General features: G+C 41.3%; 21 protein-coding genes. 6 read left to right on the forward strand and 15 right to left on the reverse strand.

The window, feature by feature from the left end:
• The first annotated feature begins 60 nt into the window (after positions 1-60).
• Genes J7W08_RS09355 through arlJ form a run of 6 tightly spaced genes read left to right on the forward strand, consistent with a single transcriptional unit; the run spans position 61 to position 6,385 of the window.
• The gene (locus tag J7W08_RS09355; protein ID WP_233084211.1) at positions 61-1,359 is read left to right on the forward strand and encodes a FlaD/FlaE family flagellar protein; all 1,299 of its coding nucleotides are present in this window, start codon (positions 61-63) and stop codon (positions 1,357-1,359) included.
• Complete coding sequence (gene arlF / locus J7W08_RS09360; RefSeq protein WP_233084212.1) at positions 1,349-1,789, forward strand: archaellum stator protein ArlF; 441 nt, start codon at positions 1,349-1,351, stop codon at positions 1,787-1,789. The genes J7W08_RS09355 and arlF overlap by 11 nt, the downstream gene beginning before the upstream one ends.
• Before the next feature lie 44 nt (positions 1,790-1,833).
• Positions 1,834-2,337 carry an archaellum stator protein ArlG gene (gene arlG / locus J7W08_RS09365; protein ID WP_233084213.1) on the forward strand — a complete coding sequence of 168 codons (504 nt, stop codon included), beginning with the start codon at positions 1,834-1,836 and terminating at the stop codon, positions 2,335-2,337.
• A 10-nt stretch (positions 2,338-2,347) separates the two neighbouring features.
• Positions 2,348-3,043: an archaellum protein ArlH gene (arlH, locus tag J7W08_RS09370; RefSeq protein ID WP_233084214.1), complete on the forward strand. Its 696-nt coding sequence runs from the start codon at positions 2,348-2,350 to the stop codon at positions 3,041-3,043.
• Between the two features lie 23 nt (positions 3,044-3,066).
• Complete coding sequence (flaI, locus tag J7W08_RS09375; RefSeq protein ID WP_233084215.1) at positions 3,067-4,719, forward strand: archaellum flagellar ATPase motor FlaI; 1,653 nt, start codon at positions 3,067-3,069, stop codon at positions 4,717-4,719.
• A 10-nt stretch (positions 4,720-4,729) separates the two neighbouring features.
• Positions 4,730-6,385, forward strand: coding sequence for an archaellar assembly protein ArlJ/FlaJ (arlJ, locus tag J7W08_RS09380; protein ID WP_233084216.1), 1,656 nt, complete (start codon positions 4,730-4,732; stop codon positions 6,383-6,385).
• A 130-nt stretch (positions 6,386-6,515) separates the two neighbouring features.
• Here arlJ and J7W08_RS09385 read toward each other — a convergent pair whose 3' ends face one another.
• The 15 genes from J7W08_RS09385 to J7W08_RS09455 form a co-directional block, all read right to left on the reverse strand.
• Positions 6,516-7,517 (reverse strand): isocitrate/isopropylmalate family dehydrogenase, encoded by a 1,002-nt coding sequence (locus J7W08_RS09385; protein WP_233085755.1) that lies wholly within the window; start codon positions 7,515-7,517, stop codon positions 6,516-6,518.
• Positions 7,518-7,532: 15 nt separating this feature from the next.
• Complete coding sequence (locus J7W08_RS09390) at positions 7,533-8,393, reverse strand: DUF7714 family protein (protein ID WP_233084217.1); 861 nt, start codon at positions 8,391-8,393, stop codon at positions 7,533-7,535.
• A gap of 8 nt (positions 8,394-8,401) precedes the next feature.
• Positions 8,402-8,893, reverse strand: a complete 492-nt coding sequence (locus J7W08_RS09395; protein WP_233084218.1) for a LeuD/DmdB family oxidoreductase small subunit — start codon at positions 8,891-8,893, stop codon at positions 8,402-8,404.
• 89 nt (positions 8,894-8,982) lie between these two features.
• Positions 8,983-9,849 (reverse strand): UTP--glucose-1-phosphate uridylyltransferase GalU, encoded by an 867-nt coding sequence (gene galU, locus J7W08_RS09400; RefSeq protein ID WP_233084219.1) that lies wholly within the window; start codon positions 9,847-9,849, stop codon positions 8,983-8,985.
• 133 nt (positions 9,850-9,982) lie between these two features.
• Entirely contained in the window at positions 9,983-12,454 is a 2,472-nt protein-coding gene (locus J7W08_RS09405; protein WP_310742489.1) for an oligosaccharyl transferase, archaeosortase A system-associated, read from the reverse strand.
• Between the two features lie 435 nt (positions 12,455-12,889).
• On the reverse strand, positions 12,890-13,756 hold the full coding sequence (locus J7W08_RS09410) for a glycosyltransferase family 2 protein (protein WP_233084221.1): 867 nt from the start codon (positions 13,754-13,756) through the stop codon (positions 12,890-12,892).
• 90 nt (positions 13,757-13,846) lie between these two features.
• A complete protein-coding gene (fcl, locus tag J7W08_RS09415) occupies positions 13,847-14,782 on the reverse strand; it encodes a GDP-L-fucose synthase (protein ID WP_233084222.1) in 936 nt (311 codons plus the stop codon).
• Between the two features lie 38 nt (positions 14,783-14,820).
• Positions 14,821-15,459, reverse strand: a complete 639-nt coding sequence (locus J7W08_RS09420) for an HAD family hydrolase (protein ID WP_233084223.1) — start codon at positions 15,457-15,459, stop codon at positions 14,821-14,823.
• Positions 15,453-16,145, reverse strand: a complete 693-nt coding sequence (locus tag J7W08_RS09425; RefSeq protein ID WP_233084224.1) for a cyclase family protein — start codon at positions 16,143-16,145, stop codon at positions 15,453-15,455. The genes J7W08_RS09420 and J7W08_RS09425 overlap by 7 nt, the downstream gene beginning before the upstream one ends.
• Positions 16,138-17,067, reverse strand: a complete 930-nt coding sequence (locus tag J7W08_RS09430) for an NAD-dependent epimerase/dehydratase family protein (protein ID WP_233084225.1) — start codon at positions 17,065-17,067, stop codon at positions 16,138-16,140. The genes J7W08_RS09425 and J7W08_RS09430 overlap by 8 nt, the downstream gene beginning before the upstream one ends.
• Positions 17,064-18,032 (reverse strand): phosphoglycerate dehydrogenase, encoded by a 969-nt coding sequence (locus tag J7W08_RS09435; RefSeq protein WP_233084226.1) that lies wholly within the window; start codon positions 18,030-18,032, stop codon positions 17,064-17,066. Before J7W08_RS09435 ends, J7W08_RS09430 begins: the two co-directional genes overlap by 4 nt.
• A 4-nt stretch (positions 18,033-18,036) precedes the next feature.
• Positions 18,037-18,795 carry an HpcH/HpaI aldolase family protein gene (locus J7W08_RS09440; protein WP_233084227.1) on the reverse strand — a complete coding sequence of 253 codons (759 nt, stop codon included), beginning with the start codon at positions 18,793-18,795 and terminating at the stop codon, positions 18,037-18,039.
• A gap of 2 nt (positions 18,796-18,797) precedes the next feature.
• Entirely contained in the window at positions 18,798-20,075 is a 1,278-nt protein-coding gene (locus J7W08_RS09445) for a hypothetical protein (RefSeq protein ID WP_233084228.1), read from the reverse strand.
• Positions 20,072-20,752, reverse strand: coding sequence for an acylneuraminate cytidylyltransferase family protein (locus J7W08_RS09450; RefSeq protein ID WP_233084229.1), 681 nt, complete (start codon positions 20,750-20,752; stop codon positions 20,072-20,074). The genes J7W08_RS09445 and J7W08_RS09450 overlap by 4 nt, the downstream gene beginning before the upstream one ends.
• 8 nt (positions 20,753-20,760) lie before the next feature.
• Positions 20,761-22,035 (reverse strand): glycosyltransferase family 4 protein, encoded by a 1,275-nt coding sequence (locus J7W08_RS09455; RefSeq protein ID WP_233084230.1) that lies wholly within the window; start codon positions 22,033-22,035, stop codon positions 20,761-20,763.
• Positions 22,036-22,162 lie beyond the last annotated feature (127 nt).

Consider the following 22,162-nt stretch of genomic DNA (forward strand, 5'->3'; position numbering starts at 1 on the left):
TATTAATACATATATGTTTGAGGTTAAATATACAGTCTAATTACAGCATTCCGTGAAAATATGGCTGGGTTCAGTAATAAATTGAAGAATCTTACAAAGGGGATTCTTCGAAAAAATGGGAGCAACGGACAGGAAGGTTCACCTTTCGATTCACAACCGTCTCCGTTTGATTCACCGCAATCCCCTTTTGCAGCAGGCCCCCCTGATTTTGGTGATGCCACTAATTCTCCCGGAGGGTTTCCTTCAGGACCACCGACAGGTTCGCCTTTTGGAGCTGCACCACCCGGACCGGGAGTAGAAAGACCCACGGAGACCGAACCTGTTGACAATAAACAGATCAACGAAAATGCTGAAAAGATCAAAGCGCTTGAGGCCAAGCTCTCAAAAGTAGATACAGCCATATCTACAGTGCAGAGAGAAAGCCAGAGTGTGAAGACAACAGTGGAAAAGATAGACCAGAGCGTACTGGAACTGCTTTCGCTTTACGAGCTGGTCTCGAACCAGGTAAATCCTTTTGTTGGAGATGAGCTTGGAGGTCGTGCCACCATTGAGCGTTTTGACAAGGCAGATAAAAGAATAGCTGAAGTTGCTGATTTTGTAATGATGCTCCAAAAAGAGGTCGAAGGACTTAACCAGAGTATACAGATGCCGGGACTTCCTGCTGAAACTGAATCAAAGATAGAGAATATAACTACAAAAATGGATGTTTTTGCAGATTCTCTTGTTACACTTCAGGAAAGCGTTACGGAGATCGCATCCCAGGTCAAGGATGCGTACGAAAGGCAAAAGCAACTTGACATGGACATCGTGGATATTGCACAAACAACAAGTACCTTTGCAGGCAGGATAGGCGAACTTGAGAAGATCGACCTTTCCGAGCTACAGGAAAAAGTGGAACAGGCAATTCTAAAAAGATCACAGTTGACCGATGAGGCTATTTCAAACCAGACCGATGAATACGGACAGCCGGTGAATGGGGGAAAAGAAGCAAGCGCAAGAAACCCCATAGTCCGTCTGGAGTCCATTAAGAAGAACCCTATGAGCGTCGTGGTCCTGCTGAACTGGATAGAGTTCCTGATGGAACGTGTCGGCAGAAACAACCTTATGGATGCTCTTGATTATTATGTTGATATTGGCTGGATAAGTGAAGAGGTCAGATCAGAGATCATGGCCTATGCCAGAGGAATAGACTACTATGTGGAAAAACCCACATGGAGACTTTTACCGGAAGATCACACAAAGTCACTGCTTTTTATCGAAAGACTTTGCGGACGCAAGATCGACAGGAACATGCTCAGCATGATCGACAGGGAGATGGCGAAAGTGAAACATGGTTTGGAGGAACTTTATGGGATTTGAGACCACTGTTGTTATTTCCATATTCTTTGTCTCGATCCTTGTCCTCGGAACAAATTCTTACGCTGTGATGAGCAATTCAAATGATGTCATAAACGATGCTGAAAACATAAGGTATGAAATGCAATATACGAAACTGAACAGTGCAATATCTCTTGATTCAATGACATTGGACAATGAAAATTCCACATTGGTGGTCGAGGTGACCAACTGCGGGAATATTGTCCTTGATTCTGATGAAATAAGTATACTTGTAGATGGACATCTCTTAAATTATGATTATTACCCGGAAACTGCAAAATGGTATCCAGGGGAGAAAAAAACATTTGCAGTTGAAGAGATCTCCAACCCTGGATACAAAAGAGTGAAAATTATTACCGATAGCGGAGTCTCCGGATATCTTAGCGGTGTTCCGGATAAAATAAAGGATTAATAATTAAACAGAGATTATACTATTGAATCGTAAAAGGTGGAGATATGGCATTCCTAAAAAGCGCAGATACCCATTGTTTCATCAAAGACAAGAAGGCTGAGACTGCAATTACCCACATGATATTTTTCATAGCTGCCATCATTATAGCTATGACCGTTATTGCAGTCATGTCTGCAAATGTCCAGTCACTTACAGGTGCTACCGCATCAAGCAGCAAGGTACTGTCGGAGCAAATAAAGACAGACATCACCATCATCAGCGATCCAAAGATAATACCATACGACAGTACTTCAAAAGAGTATACATTCTATGCAAAGAACACTGGCAGGACAGATCTGGATACCGAATACCTTGACGTGTTCATAGATGGCCTGCATGTTGATCCGGAAAATATTGAGATGGAATTTTTTGATCAGGATGTACTCTGGCGACCAGGAGACACACTTGTTGTCAATATGAAAGTAACAGATGAAATGACCACAGGTGATCACAGAATACTGATCGCCACAGAAAATGGAAAGTCCGACTCAATGGATTTCAGGATATAAAAGAGGAAATATGCCGTCGATTCGTTCTTTCGAGATTCCCAGAGATGAGTTCAATAGAAAACTTGGAGGAGGATTCCCAATGGGATCCCTTGTCGTCATCGAAGGGGGTAGTGGAGGAGGTAAAAGTACCATATGTCAGCGTATTACCTACGGCCTGATCGAGGGAGACACAAGTGTTACTTTCATCTCCACACAACTCACAACAAAGGGATATATCAACCAGATGTACTCGCTTGACTATCCGATCGCTCCACACCTACTGAAAGGAAGGCTACTCTATATCCCGGTAATACCCCTTATACAATCTGCAAAGTCAAGGATCGATTTCATTGAAAGATTAATGGGTGCAGAAGAACTGTTCGAGAAGGATGTCATTGTAATAGACACAATATCTGCACTCATAAAGTACAGTGCAAACACTGAAAAGAGTCTGGAACTGATATCGTTCTTCAAAAAGCTTAATGGAATGGGAAAGGTCATAATCCTGACAATAGAAGCCAGTGAACTGGGAGATGAACTTGCATCGATGTTCCGTTCATCCTGTGACATTTATATGACACTGCAGTCAAAGGCAATGGCTTCTGAAGTAAAACGTACAGTTATTGTGAATAAGTTCACTGGGGCAAAAGGACCTGTGGGGCAAATGATAGGCTTCAGGATCGAACCAAAGGTAGGACTGGTCGTTGAAATAGCATCCGTCGTATAAAAAAACAAGCTGAGGAATATTAAGTGGAAGCTGAGTATCAAAAAACATTGCAAAGAAACCCCCATCTGGGAGTTTACATCAAGGACTTTGTAAAAAGGACCGGCAATAACCCTGAGTTCGTAACCAGCCTCTCAAAAGATATACAGGACGATGGATACATCAACCTGATACTCCCTGTGGGAGATCCCGTTTTCATTCATCTGTACGGAACCCCCGAAATGGGAGAGATCGGATATTATACAATAGAACCGCCCCTTAATAATCTTGAAAAGGCGAAATACGATGCCATTATGAACATAATCCTTGAAAGGTCTGCAAACGAACCTGTCCCAAAAAATGAAGATAAATTGAAGGAACTCATTGGGAAACTTTTGACCGAAGTAGTGGATATCGGTGTAGGCGGCCAGATCGCCACTGACAATAAGTTAAGTTTAATAGAGAAACTCATCCCAAGACAAAAGAAAATTCCTGTTACCCAGCAGGAATTCAACAATCTGCAGTACCATATTGAAAGAAATATCATTGGTTCAGGACCCATAGAACCAATAATCAGGGACCCTCACCTTGAGGACATACACAGCATAGGAATATCCGGAGTCTTTATCGTCCACAGGATACTGGGCATGATGAAAACAGACCTTTCGTTTGGAAATGAGGAAGGCCTTGACCACTGGCTCAGGAGTATGAGTGAAAGGATCGGCAGACCTGTAAGTGATGCCAGACCTATCGCCGATGGTGCACTTCCGGACGGATCGCGTATCAATATCGTTTACAGTCATGATGTAAGCAGGCGCGGAAGCAGTTTTACCATGCGTAAGTTCAGTGAAGTTCCGGTAAGTATTATCGAACTGATCATGTGGGGAGCTATCAGTTGTGAGATCGCCGCATACATGTGGATCTGCCTTGAGAATGGGATGAGCATATTCTTCAGCGGAGAAACTGCAAGTGGTAAGACCACCATGCTCAACGCGTGCCTTGCATTTGTTAACCCGAAATCCAAGATATTCACCGCAGAAGATACAGCAGAGGTGCAGCCACCACAGCCAGTCTGGCAGCAGTTGATAACCCGTGAGGACGGACCACCGGACTCAAGGGTCGACACTTTTGCACTCCTGAAAGCAGCTCTGCGGTCCAGACCGAACTATATCATTGTGGGTGAAATACGTGGGGAGGAAGGAGCAGTAGCTTTTCAGGGCATGCAAACCGGTCATGCAGTAATGGCAACATTCCACGCATCTGCTGTCACAAAGATGATCCAGCGTCTTACCGGTGACCCGATAAATATTCCCGTTACCTTCATTGATAACCTCAATGTTGCAATGATATTGCAGGCAGTATATCGAAACGGAAAAATCATCAGACGGTGCCTTGCTATTGAAGAGATAGAAGGATACTATGAAGATGCAGGCGGTGTCGTTACAAGAGCTGTGTTCCAGTGGGATCCAGATACCGACACCCATAATTTCAGGGGTATTAATAACAGTTTCATCCTTGAGAATAAGATTGCAACCAAACTCGGATATGAGGACAAGAGGCAGATATACAAGGAACTGATGTTGCGGGCAAGAATACTGGAAGAGATGAAAGAAAGAGGTATCAAGGATTACTACGATGTCCTTGAGATCATTATCAACTTCTATAAGTATGGTGTTGAAGGACTGCCTTTCGCAATATGAGGACAGATAAATGGACTTTCAAAAGGCATTCAACGCACTGGAAATGGAACCTAAAGCTTATGTGAAAAAAATAGCTTTGCCAGTAGTGTCTTTTGGATTTATCTTCTCGATCCTTATCTATGTGTTGTTACCGGGCCTCTTCACTGGAAGCGCTCAGATCATTCCTGCACTTATTCCAGTCATATGCATTATTTTTGCATTCTACTACCCTTTTGCAATACTTGGAAGTAAAGCTGCACAGATCGATAACAACATGCACTACTACATCACACAGATGGGGGCAATATCCACAGCTGAGACACCAAGACTGGATATAATAAAGATAGTTTCCAAAAATGAGAGTTACAAGTTCCTTGCAAAGGAAAGTGAAAAGATATACAACCTTGTCACAGTATGGAACATGAGCCTTTCCGATGCATGCCGATTTACATCAAAGAGAACTCCCTCTGTCCTTTATGAAGACTTTCTGGACAGGTTTGCACATGGTCTCCAGTCAGGAGAGGATATCAAAGTTTTCCTTGCTGCAGAACAGAATGTCGTAATGAACGAGTATGAATCAATATACAACGGTGCACTCTATGCAATAGAGGTCATCAAGGAACTTTTCGTTTCCCTTATTATGGCATTGATATTCCTTGCTTCTTTTGCAGTGATCATACCTGTCATTACCGGAATGGATGCTGTTCTGCTGATGAGCATAGTTGTTAGTGTTTTCGTAGTAACTGATATTGTGATGATCACTTTTACAAAATCAAAGGTCCCGAAAGACCCTATCTGGCAACAGACAAATATAACAACAAAAGCCAAGACAAAATTATACCAGTCCATCCCAATTTCATTTGCAGGCTGTATTATCGTCGCCATAGCTGTCATATTATACGGCAAACTGGAACTGCCTATTGCTGTTGCAGCAGTAATGACACCACTGGTCTATATAGGCCATGTTGCAAAAACAATTGAAAAAGAGATCAAACGTAAGGATGAGAACTATTCCTCGTTCATCAGGTCCCTTGGAAGTTCTGCAGGTGCAAGAGGAGGACTTATCGACGAGGCACTTAAATCATTGCGTATACATGACTTTGGGCCGCTTACTGATGATGTTAATGCACTTTTCAAGAGAATAAACACCCGTGTGGACAAAAGTAAGTCATGGGATTTCTTTTCAGCCAACACCGGAAGCAACCTCATACACCGGTTTAGCGCCATGTTCGTTGAAGCCACCAAACTCGGCGGACAGCCGGAAGTTATCGGTGATATGATCGCCACGAACTTCCACCGCATCGTAAATCTGAGAAAAAAAAGGTACCAGTCTGCTTCCAATCTTGTAGGAGTACTATACGGACTTACAGCAGGAATCGGTTTTACCCTTTATATCTCACTTGGAGTCGTTGACCTTATGCAGGACATGTTCACGACAATTTCGATGCCAGAAGGGATGGGTATGCGAATGATCCTGAACACGGACATAGGGAGTATAGAACTTCTTTCAGCCATGATATTGTTCATCATGATAGCACATTCACTCATGTCAGCACTGCTAATCCGATTTGTTGACGGGGGGCATGTCCTACGTTCAACGACAGATTTTGTGATAATGACATGGATTTCGGCTTTCAGCGCAGTGTTCACAACATCAGGCGTTGCATCCCTGCTTGGGGCCACGTGACAGAAATAGAAAGTTAACCTAAGAGATTCAAACTAATGTAGTCAAATCCAAAAATCGATGGTTTTCAAAATGAGTTGATAAAAACTAAATGAACAGATTAAAAAAATAATAAAAACTCAACCGGATGGGATCATCCATCCAGCATGTTCTTTATGTTATTTGCAATTGCCCTGCCAACTTCAATGGTACTGGCATCTCCACCAAGGTCAGGAGTAGTTATTTTTTCAAGTATGCTTTTGCCTACAGCCTCTTCAACGAGATCTGCTTCTTTCTGATAACCCATCCATTCCAGCATCATCTTCATACTCAGGATAGCTGCTATCGGGTTTGCAATACCTTTACCTGCAATATCAGGACCGCTACCATGTACCGGCTCAAAGAAAGCATATTTATCCCCTATGTTTGCACTGGGAACAAGCCCCAGACTGCCAACAAGTGCTGCTGACATGTCGCTCAGTATATCACCAAAGAGATTGGTCGTGACCACAACATCATACCTCTCAGGATATGTCATCAGGCTATATGCCATTGCATCTACCAGCATGTCCCTGTGATCAACTCCTTCTGACCTTGCGGTCTCACGGCAGACATCCAGGAATAACGTATCCGACTTCAGTACATTGGATTTATGAACGATCATAAGATCATTCCGTCGCTCTTTGGCTAGCTTGCAGGCACTCTTTGCGATCCGTTCGGATCCTTTCCGGGAAACCACCCTTTTCGTATATGCCACATCATCATGAATCTCTTCGATGGATGAATACATACCTTCGGTATTTTCCCTCACGATCACAAAATCAAAATCACTTTTTCCGGTCACGCCTATTACACCGGGAAGAGGTTTGATCGGACGGATATTCGCATACATGTCAAGCTCTTTGCGTATTGTGAGTAGAACACTCTTGTAATTGGGATCAGCTGGTGTGGTAATAGCTCCAAAAAGAACACAATCACAGCTTTTCAACACATCAAGGTCATCGTCATCGATAGCTACGCCGCATTTCTCCCACTTGCCGTATCCCAGCTCAAGCGGAATTTTTTCGATTGGAAGACCAAATACATCAAGCACTTCTACAGCTGCAGGAATTACCTCCCTGCCAATGCCATCACCTTCAACCACTGCAACTCTCATTTTTTCAGACATGATTCACTTCCTCTTCTCCGCAAGGTCCAGTGCCAGGTCCCTGACAGCTTCTGCCACAAAGAACTCAGATGCGCCCCAGTGAACCACAACGCCTTCTATACCATTAATGGTAACCCGGCCGGACTTCTCGGAGCGACAGCACCTGGTGATGAAAGGCTTTGTGGGTTCGAAAATATCGGACTTGAAAGGACAGATGTTCACCAGTGAATACTCAACATCCGGGAACCTTGTCTCAAAAAGCTTTTTAGATATCTCGCATCCTACGAGCAAAGTACCGTCCTCAGTTATTGTATCGCAATCAAGGAACTTACCCTTAAGCCCGGAACAGGAACAAGGGAATACCGTCTTAGGACCTTCGAACTGGGAGAGGTCTATAACGTTCTCAGTAAAGCGCACTCCGAAGTCCCCGAATATGCCACTTGCCTCAAGCCTTCGTACCACGTGGGAAAGCCATGAAGGTTCCGGAGGGATCACATCAACGATCTCGATGTCTATGATCTCAGACAATGAGGGTTCATGCACGAACGTCACATGATTGTCCACACCTGTGAATATGACGGTACTGACATCATCCTTGCAGAGGCCTGCAGCTATTTCAATAAGCTGTGCACGGTCCTTTATGTTCAGTTTTGCGTCATACTTTATGACCTGTTCGCCTGATGCAACGAGGTCAAGCTTTTCTACATCACGCAAAAGGTCATCGCCCTGCTTTGTTACATGATAGATGGAATATTCGATCTCATCCTCAGTAACATGATCCTCAACGACCATGTATTCGGAAAGAAAATAGATGATGTTCTCCTCTGCATCATCTGGGTGTATCCCGGTCACACCCACATACTTGTATTCATCTGGAAATATCATGAGCCACTTTATTTGTCCTTTTCTTGTAAAGCCTTGCGATGTGCCACGAGGCCACCATCTGTGAGGATCTCAAGCAGGAAATCCGGAAGTTTGTTGCCCTTGAAATCTTTCCCATTGACGCTGACGTTTCCTTCAAGCAAGTCAACTTCCACAGTGTCCCCTTCCTTGCATTCAATATCAGCTTCCATTAAGGGAAGTCCGACATTGATGGAATTACGGAAAAAGATGCGCCCGAATGATTTCGCGACGACACAGGAGACCCCTGCATACTTAAGGGCAAGAGCTGCCTGTTCCCTTGAGGAACCACAGCCGAAATTGTTCCCGCCGACCACAACGTCGCCCTTCTCGACCTTTTTAGAAAAATCAGGGTCAATGCCTTCCATTGCATGATCAGCAAATACCTGCATATCAGTGGTTCGGAGATATTTTCCCGGAATGATAACATCCGTGTCAATATCATCGCCAAAAATCCATGCCTTTCCTTTGATCTTACTTTCCAATGTTGTCACCTGTGATGTAGGTTTTACGCGATAATATTTGTATATAGCGGAAAAAAGAAAAGAATTGTGTGACCGGAATGACTCAACGGTCACAGGTCCGGAATTGTCTTCAGGTATTCCCTTACCTGAGGACCGAAATCCTCACTGCAAAGTGCAAAATCGATAACTGCCTGTACATATCCCAACTTATCACCGGTATCATATCTTCTACCTGCAAACTTGTGGGCATAGACCTTCTGCGTTTCATTGAGCATACGTATACCGTCGGTAAGCTGAATCTCACCACCGACACCTGTGCCAGCATCCCTGATGCAATCGAATATCTCAGGAGTGAACACATACCTGCCTATGGCACCGATGTTGGATGGAGCTTCTTCAATGGAAGGCTTTTCCACAATGTCCTCGAGGATACACAGTGACTCTTCCAATTGCTTACCCTTTATGATACCATAACTGCTGACCTTCTCCATTGGGACCTCTTCAACTGCAATGGTAGAACACCTGTACTTTTGGAAGACCTCGATGAGCTGTCGGATACATGGTGTGTGGTTGACAATGATATCATCACCAAGGAGGACTGCAAAAGGATCCCCACTTATGTGCTTCTCTGCAGTCATAATAGCATCTCCAAGCCCCCTTGGCTCTTTCTGCCTGATGTAGTGGATATCCACCATGGAAGATATATCCTCCACCATTTTCAGAAGGTCGTCCTTATGTTTCTCCTTAAGGTGCATCTCCAGTTCAGGAGAGCCATCAAAATAGTCCTCAATGGAACGCTTGCTCCTTCCTGTGACGAATATAATATCATCTATACCCGATGCAATTGCCTCCTCCACAACATAATGGATCACCGGCTTATCGATTATTGGAAGCATTTCTTTTGGCATGGACTTGGTCACCGGCAGGAACCGGGTCCCAAGGCCTGCAGCAGGAATTACAGCTTTTTTAACATCCATTTACAACATTCCTCATGACGATCAAACACAGATTCTTATCGATCCTTCAATAAACATTCATTATCAAATTATAAGAGGCAAAACCACCAATAATTAATCCATCATTGGTGGGAGAATGCACAGAAGCTGTGCATCATACCTCTATCACATTTCCATCCAGTACGTCCCTTTCACTGACATCCACTTCTTCCTGAACAGTACCGTAGCTTATCTTGTAAGGTCCAACCGGCATGGTATCGAACTGGGTCTCGCCATCGATCGGGCCCTGTGTGGAATATGGTACCGTAAAGGAGTAAGTTCCATCCGAAACGCTTGACTGAGAATATACGAAGGTCCTGCCAATGTTGGTCAGAATGGTTACCGAAATTGTCACATCCTCACCTTTCGGTGCTTCGCCAACGACCTGTGCACCCTCAACATACTCGAAGACCTTCACATATCCGGTATTTTCCAGAGCGATATTTCCTTCGAAAAGCGCATTGTAAATATTCTTGTAACCAGTCTCAGCAGAATTACCAGCAGGAGATTCGTGCACCATACGGTATTGTTCAAGGCCCCTCGCATCGAATATATGGAGCCGTGATTCCATGGAATTAAAATACCTTGGCCCCGGAACGGTCTGCATTCCCTGATCAGTCTGAACAGGAATGTAATAGTCTGCCGTATCAAGGGTCCATGCAGCCATGGCATAGAACTTACCGGTTGCCATCTCCACATCGGAAACGATGTATCTTGCACCGGCTTTCTCAGGGTCAGGATGGACTGCCTCAAGAACCGCAGTGGCCTCTTCTTCGGACTGTGCTGTGAAGAATGTGGATGCACCGGGTTTGTTCTCGTCCTCGATGCTGTTTCTTCTGCCACCAACTCCCTGCTGGAACGGATTTGCATTTGGAATACGATGGCCTATGACCTCGATCCAGTGACCATAATCCCACCAGGACATAACACCATATGCAGTATCAGGGTACTGGTAGCTCTCACCCTTTGCCGGAATCTCATAGCTTTCGTAATAATCCAGTCCCGGGTCAGGGGTGTTTGAATTCAGCCACATGGTAGATTCGATCCAGTAGCCGTTGGGACCGCCTGTGTACTGGGATTGCTGCATTGACATGTTGTAACTTGGATACATGAAGACCAGTATGATCACAAGAACTGAGAGTACATGCCAGATCTTGATACTTTTTACGTCGAACTTATCCTTTAATTTGATGTCTTCAAAGAAGTCTTTCCAGCCTGCAAGCTCCAGGACCTTGATACCGATGTAAGCAGAGAGTATCGCAGCGTTCACCGAATAATAGTATGCGAAACGGTTCTGCTGGAGCATGGCCCAGATGATCATGAATGTCCACACCAGCAGGAATGTTCTTTCAGGGGTGTTGTTCTTCTTGAATGCTTCATAGCCAAGGAAGATAATTGCTAAGAGTGAAATGTATCCAAGGGTTGTGAAGTTACCCCAGAAGGGAGCGAGGGAGAACTGGCCGCCTGAGGAGAGGAGGGGGGAGGCTTCTGCGATGGTGAGGCCGCCGCCTGTTCTCATGAAATAGCTTGCTAAGCTGGCAATTAAGCCATAGATTGATGGTGAGAGTATCTTTGCGAGCATGATCGCTACAATGGACAGCGATGCTATTGAAATCGGGTAGTAATATTTTTTGAGATCTCTTTTGTTGAGTTCAATTGAAATAAGGGTGAAAATAGGAAATGCTATGATACCGGCGAAGAGACCTTTTATCAGGAGACCTTTGGAAGAAAGGTTCGGCACCATTAGTACCATTATTAAGGCAATACCAAAAAGGATCACGCCGCCTACTGCCAGATGATCGGTAGAGCGGTTGTGCATGTGATCTGTTATATGTTGCACTGTGATGTAGATACCAAGAATGAAACTGAAGAAAATTGCCCCGTACCATGCGAGTGAGTAAGCACCCAGTGACACTCCTGCAAGTATGAAATACGGGAGTGCAGGCCTTAATTCACCAAAGTTCCCGGCCCTGATGCTTTCAAAGGTAAAGGGGTGTTCACGGCTAACCTTCAATGCCATTATCAGGAACATTGCCACAATAGTGGTGAGGAGGGTCTCTGCTATGTGATGGTCATTGAACCCAATCATAGACCTTGAGAGAAACTGCCCTGGTGCGATCGCTATTAGTAAAGCTGCAAGCAAACCAACCCTGCGATCGAACAGCCACTTGGCTACGAAATATGTTGGGATCACTACTATTGCGCCCAGAAATGCAGGATAATATGCACAAACCCTGTAGATCAGTTCCTGATCAGGGTTCCCAAAGCCGAGGAACCAGATGATCGAAGATAGTACCAGATCGAACAGAGGTGCAAAAATCTGACGTGTGCCATTCGGATACTGTGTGTATGCATCGAACCACAATATATTCGGGAAATTATGCACAATGGATTCTACATTACGCAAGTGGTACCAGGGATCATTACCGCCAAACCGTACGAAACCGTTTGACAGGAACACGCTTGCTTTGGGTATGGTTCTGATATATAATGCTATCAGGAATGAGATAATCAACCCTGCAATGTAAGGTAAGGAATTAGTAATTTGGTTTTTTTTGTTTTCACCGGTCATATGCTTCACTCGCATTTAGTGCATATTGAATACTTCCACCATTGAAGGCATAGATAACAGTATATAAAGAGATTCGATTTTTATTTCAATTCCCGAACCATATAACCCTGCACATAAATTCAGATGATGAGCTCATATGTTGCAGATATAGCCTTAGTAATAATGTTATCTAAATGATGCCAAAGGAAACTTTCTTTTAATTTTGCAATGTATTAATTCATCATACAATATATAACTATTATCGAACAAACTTCCATTTATTTCAATTGTAATATTACAAATCAGATACCATGCCCTTTGGAATATACTCTGTCTTGATCAAAATGCAACATATGTTGCAGATCAGAGATGGATCAAAAGCTCAAATGTTATTCTGGCGTCTTAAGTAAGATCTGAATTTATTGCCAGGCAGCGGCTCAAATACATGATGATAATCCAAAATCAACAAAATTAAACATTCTTTTGTTTCAAAATAACGTTCTTTTTGTGAGAAATCCCGGTCACAAAACGTTTCCCAAAATTAACCAGAGATCTCGTGTTCTTATCTCCAAGTATCCTATTTAGAATTGGATAACAAATGGCCCATGCATACGATATGAGCCAGGGTATCGTGATAACCTTTAACCGATGACTTCGCCTTGCCCTTGCCGTTTCCTTAACAAGATTTGTACAGTTGGCAGTGACCCCCCCGGTTTGCATCCCTGCTACTATCAGCCCATTCACAAAAAGAGCATCGCCACCATCCTTGAATGCCCTGATAAGTAATTCATAATCTCCTACGATCCTATAGGATTCATTGAACTTCCCATATATCTCAAACAGACTGCGGTGGTGAAACATTCCCTGATGCGTAAAAGTACACACCCCGTCCTCAATGATCCCATTCCATGTATAACCCCATGGATTGCCATCAACACAGCAGATCTCATCAGCTTCTGTTACTCTTGCAACCTGCCCATAGACAAGTTTAATATTTTCGGATGAACCCTTCATCAGATGTGGTGCCATCTCCTGAAATACGCTGTTCTTCCAGAGGTAGTCGTCAGATCCCAAAAAGTATATCCATTCCCCACTTACATGTTCCAGTGCCTTATTCCAGGCATTGTAAATACCATTATCGGGCTCTGACCTCCAGTAAGTGATCTTATCGTCATTGGTCATCAGGATATCTACTGTACCATCTGTGGACCCACCGTCAACAACGATAAGCTCTTTATTGGGATATGTCTGATCGAAAACACTATCGATACAGCGCTGTAAGGTCTTGTCGCCATTGTACACGGCCACAATTACGGAGATCAGGGGTTGTGAGATCATTTATTTCGCCATTGGATCCTTATGAATGTTAGATCATCATTGAATATAGTATTGAATGTAGCATCATTTATTATGTACTATTATGCCGGGTCATTTCCCACTTTTGTACCACTCATATGTTTCCGTAATTCCGTCCCTGAGCAATATCCTGGCTTCCCATCCGAGTCCGTTCAGCCTGCTGACATCCAGCAACTTCTGCGGAGTCCCATCCGGTTTTGAGGCGTCATAAACGATCTCACCCTCATATCCCACAATATCCCCTATGAGCTCAGCAAGCTCCTGAATGGTGATATCTTTTCCAACCCCGATATTAACGAACTCACCTACATTGGACTCATCGTAGTTCTCCATAAGATGAACGCAGGCATCTGCCATATCATCAACGTGCAGAAACTCACGCCTTGGTGAGCCTGTCCCCCAGATTATTATCTCCGGCTTATCCTCCATCTTTGCCTCATGGAACTTGCGGATAAGTGCAGGCATTACATGGGATGATTCAAGGTCAAAATTATCATTCTGCCCGTAAAGGTTTGTGGGCATGACAGACATGAAGTTTGTTCCATATTGCTGATTATAGTGCTTGCAGAGTCTTATCCCGGCTATCTTTGCTATTGCATATGCCTCGTTTGTAACTTCAAGTTCCCCGGTAAGCAGGTATTCTTCCTTCATAGGCTGGGGTGCAAACTTGGGATAGATGCAGGACGAACCAAGGAAAAGAAGTTTTTTGACACCATAGGTGTATGCAGCATGGATAACGTTTGCCTCGATCATGAGGTTCTGGTAGATAAACTCTGCAGGATACGTGCTGTTTGCGAGGATACCACCTACTTTAGCTGCTGCCAGGAAGACATATTCAGGTCTTTCAGTCTCGAAGAAATTGTTGACATCCTGTTGGTTTGTGAGGTCGAGCTCGCTGTGGGTGCGGGTTATGAGGTTTGTGTAACCTTTGGATTCAAGCTTTCTTTTTATGGCCGAGCCCACCATCCCGCGGTGACCTGCGACATAGATTTTGGATTTGAGTTTCATATTAAATCACTTTTTATTGGATTGAATAGCATATCCAACTATTTCAACAATTCTGGTAATTCCCATAAATCTGATATAATCGGTATATCATATTCTTTGAATGGATTGTTGTTCTCATCAGAAAGTCTACCAATAAAAGGAACATCCGAATCAAGTGCACCATTTAAATCTGTAATTGCATCACCGACAAAGACTACCTGATCTTTTGTATAATCTCCACCTGACAATATACGTTTTATCAAATTTCCTTTTGTCTCAGGTGACCCATACGTTCCTTTGAAGTATTTTTTGATGCTTTTCCTATTAACTATACTCTTTAATTCATCCTCTGGAGTGCCTGACACAATATACAAATCTATTTCTTGATAATACTCCTCAAGGAAATTTTTGGCACCAGAAACCCAAGGAGCATCTATAACATTCTGAATCACAAGATGTGAAAATCTCTCCCCCAGATCTTTACTAATTTCAGCGTTTAGATGTTTCCCAAGAAGTTTTTCATATATGTACTCGAATTTCTTATATCTTGAAACACCACCATTTGCTAAATGGTATTCTACAACTTGATCTACAATTTCTTTCCCTTCACTTTCGAAGAGCTTAGCAAATGCTTTAGTTTTGATATCAACAGACTCCACAAGTACACCATCAAAATCAAACAGTATTGCCTTTAACATCTTTTTACACCTGCAACTACTGTGCAAGGAGCACCATCTGCACATTTTACTCTAATTGGTAGTGCACAGCAAGATAATATTTGCACATTATCTTCTAATATACTTAAGTCCATATCTTCAATCAGCAAGATGGGATTTCCGTAATCTTCCGGATTTAAAAATGATTGATGCGCTTTGCGACCCTCCTCTCTATTTTGCCAGGAGGATATGGATATTGAATCTATTCCCACTGCACGAAGATCTGGATAATTCCTTCTCAAAAAGATCGCTAATTCAGAGGATAAGCCGGGATTTTCACGCCAGTACTTCGTTTCGTTTCTGTTTTTGCTAAATCCTGTATAAATAAGAAGTAGATCTGTTTCTTTTGATAAATTTTCAAATTTATCATCTACTTCTACACCCATCTTTTCATTTATTGTTGGTTCTTTTATTACCGAAATTTTTGAAAAAAACCAAAAATCCGGTGGAAAATCATCAATTGATTTGCCATTAGAAAAGAAATGATTTGGGGAATCGATATGTGTTCCGATATGATTTGTCAATTGCCAACGGGATGTATTGCAACTGTCACCTCTTGTTACGTTTTTTATACAATTGTTATTAAAACCCTCCCCATTTCCATATGAAGGAGTGGAAGTATCTAGAGGATAAGACAACCATACTAAATTATCGACATCCTCATTCATTTTTCATTCCGTCCTCAATTAAATACCCCATTTCTTCATGCACTTCTTTGTGAATCGAAGCAAATATTTCAGACATAATGCTCAGCAATCCTTGACCCATGTCTACGTAATAATTACTTGTAAGTTTTCTACCTATTCTTGGATTAAATGAATAGGGAGTCACCTGATAATGAGTCTCAGACTTTGAATTTTCATAAATGATTTCAACATCTCCGCCTGACATTTCGTTGACCATATTTAGCAAATCTTTGTACTTCAATGTCTGGTTTCCAGTCAATATAACATGTTGATTTTCATATTCCGGATCAAGGACCTCTACACTGGATCTTGCTGCATCTTCTACGTGGATATATTCCCTTATCTCTTCGCCTGTTCCATGATATTCAATCTTTTTGGTTGTAAGGGCTTCTTTAATCAAGCGATAAATGCTATTCCGATCGTCTGCGCGATTGCCATACAAGGAACCATAACGTAGAATTGTGTAGGGTAAATCGAACAACTTGTTATAATCTTCGATAAATGATTCTGCAGATTGTTTGCTACTTCGATAAAAGGATCCTGTCTGACTATATACATAAACTGAACTGGAAAAAATGAATCGTTCTACTCCAGCATTTTTTGCCGCTTCAAGTACCATTGCATTGCCTAAAATATTATATCTAATCGTATCAATGGGCCTTCTTACGCATTCATCGATATCAGCAATTCCTGCTAAATTATATACGACATCACAGCCATCTACCGCATTTTCAACTGATTCTTTATTAAGTATATCGCCAATGAACATCTCTTGTCCGGCTTTGAGGTATGGAGACGTTTTAATGTCAAATATTCTTACCTGATAGCCACTTTGAGTAAGAGCATCTGCAATATGGCTTCCTAAAAACCCCGACCCACCAAAAACAACTACTTTTTTACTCAAAACAATACCTCATTTTTCAATTTTTCGTTACAGTTATATCGAATAATTTCTTCTGTAGCTTCCAATTCCATTCTTTGCCTGGATTCTCTTGTGCTAGCACCCATATGACATGTGAGTACCACTGATTCACATTGACTTAAAGGACCATCGTAAGGTTCATTCTCGAACACATCAATGGCTGCTCCGGCAATCATCCCCTCTTCCAATGCAGATAACAAAGCCAACTCGTCTACCACTGGCCCCCTTGCAGTATTAATCAACACTGCAGTAGACCTCATCTTTTTGAGTGCATTATCATCAATTAAGTGGAATGTGCTTTCGGTGAGTGGTATGTTTAAAGAAACTACATCAGAATTCTCCAGTAGGCTATCTTTATCCACCCATTCAATCCCCATCATGTGACCAAAGGCCATGTCCGGGTCTATATCATTAGCCAGTATGTTGACATTGAATGGTTGCAATAAGTGTACCAGTGTTTTCCCAATACGCCCCAAGCCAATAATACCTACAGTCTTACCATATAGCAATCCACCCATGTGGCGATGCCATTTACCTTCTCTTAAGTGGCGATCTGTAGCAGTTATCCTTCGAAGACAATCAAGAATCAATCCCATACAGAGTTCTGCCACAGCCACTGTTGGTGCATCGGGAGTAAAGGCTACTTTCACATTACGCATTTTTGCAAGATCAAAATCAACCCCATCCAGGCCAATCCCTACACGTGAGATCAATTTGAGATCCGGTGCATTTTCAAATACAGATGCATCGATTATCTCAGTACCAGCTATGAGGGCATCACAATCTATTATCTGTGTAGCCAATTCTTGTGTCGTAATTTTGCGGCCATATGGATTGAGCTTGTAGCTTATTCCTTCTGCTTCCAGAAGATCAAGAGGCTCAGTAGAAATCTCACCAAATGGATGAGTTGATATGAACACTTTCTTTATAGATGTGGCTTTATCCATAATATCACAACTTTTTTATTTGCTCAATCGAATTTCTGCAACCTTCTCCCAAAAACAAGATGTCCAAACTATGTGCAATAAAACGATACCCTTCATCGACTTTTTCTTTAAACTCATCAAATGTTGGTGGAATCACATGAAAACCAGAAAGTGAATCGAGACGATTTGATACCTCTTTTACTTTTTCTAGTGCCTTCACAACATCAGGATGATCAAACTGCCCGGGAACGCCAAGTGAGCCTGAAAGATCATAAGGGCCTATAATAAAACCATCAACACCATCTACCGTTAATATTTCCTCCAAGTTTTCAACGGCTTCTATATGTTCCACCTGTACGATTACAATACTCTCTTCATCGTTCCATTCTTTATATTCTTCAAATGATTCTCCATACCCCTGTGCACGGGCCAGGCCAACGCCGCGTATTCCTTTTGGCGGATACTTTACGGAAGACACGGCCTGTTCCGCATCCTCACGACAGTTTACCATCGGAACGATCACACCATGGGCACCAGCATCCATTACTCTTTTTATGAGATTTGGATCATTTTTGCCTACTCTGACAAGAGGCACACACCCTGCCAGTTCAATTACCTGAATCAACTGCTGTGCCTGGTGCAATGTGATCGCACTGTGTTCCATATCCACAGTAAGCCAATCATATCCTGCTCTAGCCATAATTTCAGCTATTGAGGGGTGCCCCAATGTGATCCAGGAACCAATTGTTAATTCTCTATTTTTTAATTTTTCCTTCAGTGTCATTGTCACTCCTCACAATTTTCTATTTGTCTCTTTTTTAATGCTGGTACATATGAAGATGTTAAAGAATAGTATTGAATTCCCATAGATTCTCCATATGAGATCAGTTTCTCAAGATACTTACAATGGGTTTCATAGTAATCCTTGTAATCTCTGTCTCTGAAAAACGAAGGATGGGTTTCAAAAGCTGTTTTCATAAGTTCATCATATTGGACAGAAGAACTGTGTTTCCAGAAATATTTTTCATTTGGTTCCCTCCCATCTGCACCAATAATGAACACTTTTTTGGCTACTGCAGAAGCAATAGGCAACATTAAGAAAGTCAAAATGTTAGAGGATTTTTTTACATGAAATTTATCAATCGAAGGTATGTTCAACGATCTGCCAGAAGGCATCCCTATTAATTTACTTTTAAGTTCTGGATAATGTGCAATTAATAAAGGCATTGCCATGTCAGGAACCATCACATAGCATCCATACTTTCGGACTACATCCAGAACATGATCCCTGAATTGAGATGAATATTCACATGGACTAAAATGGAAAACAGGATCCGCAAAAACAAGAATATCCGGTCCATTAACATATTCCAAAAAAGTATCATTTTTTACAGTACTATTACAGATCACTTTGAAACAATTGTTTCCATAATCAAATTCCCTGTATCGGTCAAAAGAAGGACCTGTTGCAAAACAACAAGCTTTATCCTTGTGCTTATTTTGCTTGAGAAGGGAAGAAAGATTTTGTTTTGAGATTGATCTGAATTGTTCAATTTCTTTTTTATCAAATGTCTTGTAATAGCCATCTTTCCATATGTTAGCTTCTTCAAAAGAGAAATAATATGGATCAATTATCATTGTTTTGTGCAATCTCAAAAATATAGCAGGATCATGAAAAGCTTCAGTTCTTGTAACAAGTATTAAACCGGAATCAAACTTTTTTCTTGCTTCATTTTCGTCAATTAAGACAACGTTGGTTAGGCTATTCAGATAAGACCGTTGGTTAGGCGTAGCAGATAGCAATTGAGGATCGATATCTTTCAAATTTTCAGATACCGTCACAAATATCGAAAGATTCTCCTTCGAAGGGAATCCCCATGCCAGCCGATTGAGATAGTCAGCTAATGTATTTTTATCACCAATTGCCGGATAGACTAAAATGGAATTTACAGACCTGTCAATAAATTGGTCAGCTACTATTCTAGTACCGGCATAAAGCAAGTAGGTCCTGAATTTTCTTTTAATAGCTGAGAGATCTCTTTTACCATACGCCACTTCACTCATAATTTATCCCTTAATTGTTTGTAAAGTGTTTCAGCCAGTATAAAATCTTCCGGTTCATCTATGTCAATGGATTCAAGATTGTTCATTTCAAACATCTGCGGTTTCAAACCAATTCGGCGATTTCCAGCATTTTTGAACGATTCTCTGGAAAAGATATAGATGTTAGAATTTTCCTCAAACAAAGGAGGCAGATCCTGTGTCCTGAGAAGTTCCTGAGGGTTGTGATTTACTGGTTCGCCGTTTTGCCAATAAAGACGTGTTTGCAAACGATTTACAGAAAACAAAGAATCGAATTCACTCAAATTTTCAAAATATTCCTCTATGGCACGATCAATAGTATCTGCTGTCAACAGTGGATTAGTACTGTGGGTCTGAAGAAAATGTTCTCCTTCAAGTTTTGAGATATCATAGTCAATGATATCGTTCATAGCTACGATATCCCCCATAAGTTCTTCAGGACGTTCAATTATTCTTACATTGTCAAAATTGGATATTGCATTCTCTGAAATCTGTTTGCTGTCAGTGTTGATGCAAACTTCTTTTATGTACTTAGATTGTGAAAGAGATTCCATAACCCGATGATAAAGCGGCTTACCGGAGAAATCTCTCAGATTCTTGTTAGGGACCCTTTCTGAATGTTTTTTCATTGGAAGGAGAGCTATAATATTTTTGTCCATTATATGCCTCAATTGATTGTTTTGGAAATTTCGATCAATTCACCTGCAACATTTGACCAACTTTGTTCTTGTTTCATATTAGACAGGCCGATTTTGAAAGATTCGATCTCTTTTTTGTCCAGTTCAAAAAATCTCTCAATTGAATCTACAAAACTGTTGATATTTTCAGCTTCAAAAGTAAGCCCTAAATTGAATTTATTAATAAATTCACCAATCTGCCCATGTTCTGGTCCGATGACAGGCAGACCAAACTCCGCAGCATTTGCCAGAACGCCACTCGCCCCTATAAAAGTTTTGTTATAAGGTAGTACTAATACATCTGCTGCAGAAAAATAATTCTGGAAATCTTCGTATGATGAATTATCTTCCAGTGATATTCGTTTGTAAGAATCATTCCAGCCAATAGAACTTATCAATGAGTCAACATTGTAATCTAGAAGATGGGACATTGAGCCTGCAAGTAGAAAGAAATATTTTTTGTCATCCATTTTTTTCAAAGATTCAATTGTTAAATCAATACCTTTGTCCTTTCGCATGGTTCCAATAAACAGAATGATTTTCTTATTCGTATCTATGTTTAAGCTTTTTAAGGCTACCTTTTTATCAATCGTTTCACAATCAGTTGCCAAACCATATGGAACATAGAATAAGTTATCACGACTTAGTTTTATTTTATTTTCATAATAGTCATACAAAGCTTTGCTATGAAATAGAATATTTATTTTGTTTAGCATTATATGATAATAGATCTTATACAAAAAATTGGTATTTTTTGGTAGTTTTGTAGTACCATTTGTATAGACATGGATGTCTACTAATGTGTTCTTAGGAATTATTCTCAAAAGGGATGATATGAAAAGTCCAAAATTACGTGGAAAATCATGAATAAATATTAAATCATGCTTTTGTTGGTCTTTATTTAGTTTTAATGTAACAAAAACAAGAAGAATTTCAATACTTTCTTTTATTCTTAATGTAACATGTTTCAAAATTCTCAACACTTTTTTTGAAACATTCCCCGCGGGACCTATATTATTTAATATATTGTTTAGTTTTCCCATTTCATTTACAAAAAAAGGGAAAACGATATAATCAGAAATCTTTTTGTTCTTTAAGTTATATTCACCGATCCAATCGTGACCAGTATAACCATTATGTAACCCTTCATTAATCACACCCCCGATCTTGAGTTCTTTTACAACATTGTTTGAAAAAGAGGAATGATGACCGGGTAAATGTAATTGAGGCATTAAGTGGAATATTTTCGTCTTTTTCCCATTCATGGTTAACAACTCACAATGTCTTGCTGGATGTTGAATTAATTTATGTATAAATTCATTTTTAGATTTTAATTGAGTGATAAAAGTATCATCTTGTTTAAGTATTTAATTAATAAGATTAATTAAATAT

The organism is Methanococcoides orientis (assembly GCF_021184045.1).
Classification (GTDB): domain Archaea; phylum Halobacteriota; class Methanosarcinia; order Methanosarcinales; family Methanosarcinaceae; genus Methanococcoides; species Methanococcoides orientis.